The 3,070-nt window shown below is 45.5% G+C and carries 3 protein-coding genes; 2 read left to right on the top strand and 1 reads right to left on the bottom strand.

Annotated features, from left to right (window positions below; translation table 11 throughout):
• Positions 1–222: 222 nt before the first annotated feature.
• Entirely contained in the window at positions 223–858 is a 636-nt protein-coding gene (locus tag ALO_RS08505) for a hypothetical protein (RefSeq protein WP_004094849.1), read from the top strand.
• Positions 859–932: 74 nt separating this feature from the next.
• On the opposite strand, the gene ALO_RS08500 is transcribed toward ALO_RS08505, so the two are convergent.
• Positions 933–1,466 carry a CBO0543 family protein gene (locus ALO_RS08500; protein ID WP_004094847.1) on the bottom strand — a complete coding sequence of 178 codons (534 nt, stop codon included), beginning with the start codon at positions 1,464–1,466 and terminating at the stop codon, positions 933–935.
• A gap of 229 nt (positions 1,467–1,695) precedes the next feature.
• Here ALO_RS08500 and ALO_RS08495 point away from each other — a divergent pair, with 229 nt between their 5' ends.
• The gene (locus tag ALO_RS08495) at positions 1,696–2,817 is read left to right on the top strand and encodes an HD-GYP domain-containing protein (protein ID WP_139025355.1); all 1,122 of its coding nucleotides are present in this window, start codon (positions 1,696–1,698) and stop codon (positions 2,815–2,817) included.
• Positions 2,818–3,070 lie beyond the last annotated feature (253 nt).

Genomic DNA, 3,070 nt, shown 5'->3' with positions numbered 1-3,070 from the left:
TGCAGGCATTGCTCTTACCTAACATCTGGGCCTTTTTGAACGGTCCCGGATTCGAGGTTATAGCCTATTTGTCATTTGACAAATATAGGACTGTAATGCTATTGGAAAAATCTAAAGTTGTGGTATACTGTAGGTAAGAAATGATATTTTGTTGCTATTATCACCTCTCACTTTTGTAATTGCCCGATTAAAAGGTTTCCTTATTCGGCAGGGGGAATCGCTATGCAAAAGGCGGCACTCATTGGAATCGTCAGCACTACGCTGATTGCGGTACCTGTCAGCGCTGCACCGATCACTGAACTCAACCAGGGAGAAAGCGCCATTGGCTACATGTACCAGAACCCCTCCTTTAAGATTGATTCACGGGATTTTGGCACAATGGATACGCATGGCTTTTATCTGGAAAGTAAAGTAGGTCGAAATCTGATCGTGGGTTTAGAAAAAAATGACGGAAGAGTGAACTGGCGCAGTGGCGCAGAGACTCTCCAGCATGATAATACATATACCGATGTGTATCTGCAGTCCAAAGTGGGCGGTAATGTCCGTCTGATCCTGGGCAACCGCTTTTATGACGGCAGCAGTCTGGATTATAACTTAAGCAGCGTGTCTTCCAGTGAGACTAACAGCGGCAGCAAGGTTTACGTCGGTGTTGCCGTTAATGACCGGTTGGGCAGCGACGTGGACGGATATATGGCTTTTACTGCCAGCAGTTCCTTTACGGAAGTCCGTTTAGGCGCCAATTACCACCTGAGCAAAACGACCTTTATCAATTTGAACATTAAAGCTTATAACGACGATAGCATGAATACCTCCCTGGAATTGGACGGGGTGGGGATGGGATTGACTTATAAATTTTAATGAAGCGGCAGGCTTACTTACATATAAAGCAATAAAAAAACAGCTCGCTGGCTGTTTTTTTTTATTGCTTATTTTTATTTCATGTCCGCTAGCCGGAAATCATACACAATTAAAATAAAAATCGCCGAGATAATAGAAATCACCCATCCCCAAAACGGACTGAGATAGTGGATGCGGATGGTGGGGAACATGACGCAGTCGAATAGCACGGAGTGGATCCAGGACCATCCGTTGCCATAGGATATGCCTCCCGTGATTTTGGAGTCGATGAATTCCAGGGAGCCATAGATAAAGACCCACCACAATATATAGAAGAATTTCGGAAGAAGGCCGTTCCGGGGGAACTGGGACAGATAGATTAAAGTTGTGAGCGACAAGGCCAGATAGGTATTGACAAATTCTACAATGGTCTCGTTTTTTACAATGGCATCCTGGTTAAAAATCCAAAGGGGATGATTATAGGCCACATAGCCAAACGTTAAATTCACAACCATAACAAACAGCATGGAAGGGTAGTACTTTTCCCAGTGCCTCCAATCGCCCCATTTCAAGGCCGACAGGAAAAATCCCGTTACCATTATGATACGAAAGATGCTGAGAGTCCACATTGATCGTTCAGCCTCAATTCTCAGTTAAGTAAAATCAGTTCTATGGAACTATTTATTGATTTAGGATTGCCCGGAAGGAAGTGTTTTTATGAATTATCTTGAACGATGTGAACGACTGTTCTGTTAAATGTATACTTTCATGGAGAAATAAGGAGGGTTATGACGATATTTGGTATAATATAATATCAAAAGGTGTTCATCGGCGAATCATTAGGATACGAGAAAAGAGGTGGCAAGTGTGCGCCGGGAGCAATATCCCTATTTGCAGACCCATCGGATTAAAACTTATCCTATCTGTCAGGTGAGAGCGGGTATGCAGATTGGCAGGGCGGTAACCTCTCCCGATGGGGAAAGTGTACTGGCGGAAGGTGTGACCCTCACCCAGGGTATTTTGGAAGCTTTGACCATGTGGCAGATTGATTGTATTGAAATACTGGAACCAATACCAGTGGGAGAGCAAATCCGAACGGGCATCAAGCCGCCGAAAGAAATCCAGACGGCAGATGACTTTACCCAGATTTATGATGAGACAATAACGATCATGAACCGGTCTTTTTCCCTGATGCGCTATTTTAAGCAGGTGCCGGTCCAGGAACTGAAAGATTTGGCGAGGACCAATCTCTTTCCTCTGATACGGAATACCGGAATTGTCAATTTACTGTTCAATATGCAGCGGGTTGATGATTATACGTTTCACCATAGTGTCAATGTGGCGGCTGTGGCCGGACTTATCGGCAAATGGCTGAAATTGCCGGAAGGACAGCAAAATGAGCTCATTCAGGCAGGTCTTTTGCACGATATTGGCAAATCTCAGATACCTCTTGAGATTTTAAATAAACCGGGCAAACTGACAGAGCAGGAATTTAGAGAAATGCAGAGACATTCTGAGTACGGCTATGCAATGATAAAAGACTCGGAAGAAGTTTCAACGGCGGTGAAACAAGCGGTTTGGCAGCATCATGAAAGAATGGACGGCACAGGCTATCCACTGGGGACCGGCGGTGAAAAAATCGGTCTGTTTGGCCGCATCATTGCAGTGGCTGATCTCTATGACGCTTTGACATCAGACCGGGTGTATCGCCGGAGAATGACTCCTTTTGAAGCCATGGACCTGTTGATGCAGGAACGGTTCAATAAGGTGGACACACATATTTGTACCGTGTTTTTGGATCAAATGCGCAATTTTTTTATAGGAAATCAAGTGAAACTAACCGACGGCCGCGAAGCGGAAATTGTCTTTATGCCGCCGGAAGCCACCCGGCCGCTTGTCAAAACACAGGACGGGGCATTTATTGACCTGAGCCGGAGGCGAGAGTTGGATATTGTGGAATTGCTCGTATTTGCCAGCTAAAGGGGCGTTGAAAAGGGCCCACCTGCGTCACTTCAGCCTCCTGCGGGCGGGATCATTCAGAAACATCCCTTTTCGGTTTCGTATGCAGTAGTCTATTTTACTGTGACTCCACCGAAAAGAGATTTGTTTTCCTCCTGATCTCACGATGCTCCGCATCTTTCTAGTCTCGACGTACCCTGCGAACGTACAGTCTTACGCCCGTCCTCGTCGCGCTGTATCAGAATTTGTAACTTTTCGGGAGATAGGTAGTAGC

Origin of the sequence: Acetonema longum DSM 6540 (assembly GCF_000219125.1) — a bacterium.
Taxonomy (GTDB): Bacteria; Bacillota; Negativicutes; order Sporomusales; family Acetonemataceae; genus Acetonema; species Acetonema longum.
The sequence above is the reverse complement of the archived record's forward strand: the minus strand, read 5'-3'. Positions and strand labels throughout refer to the sequence as shown.

What these genes read in the sequence shown, in the direction of transcription:
- ALO_RS08505 (WP_004094849.1), top strand. Translation starts at nt 223, where the DNA reads ATGCAAAAGGCGGCACTCATTGGAATCGTCAGCACTACGCTGATTGCG.
- ALO_RS08500 (WP_004094847.1), bottom strand. Translation starts at nt 1,466, where the DNA reads ATGTGGACTCTCAGCATCTTTCGTATCATAATGGTAACGGGATTTTTC.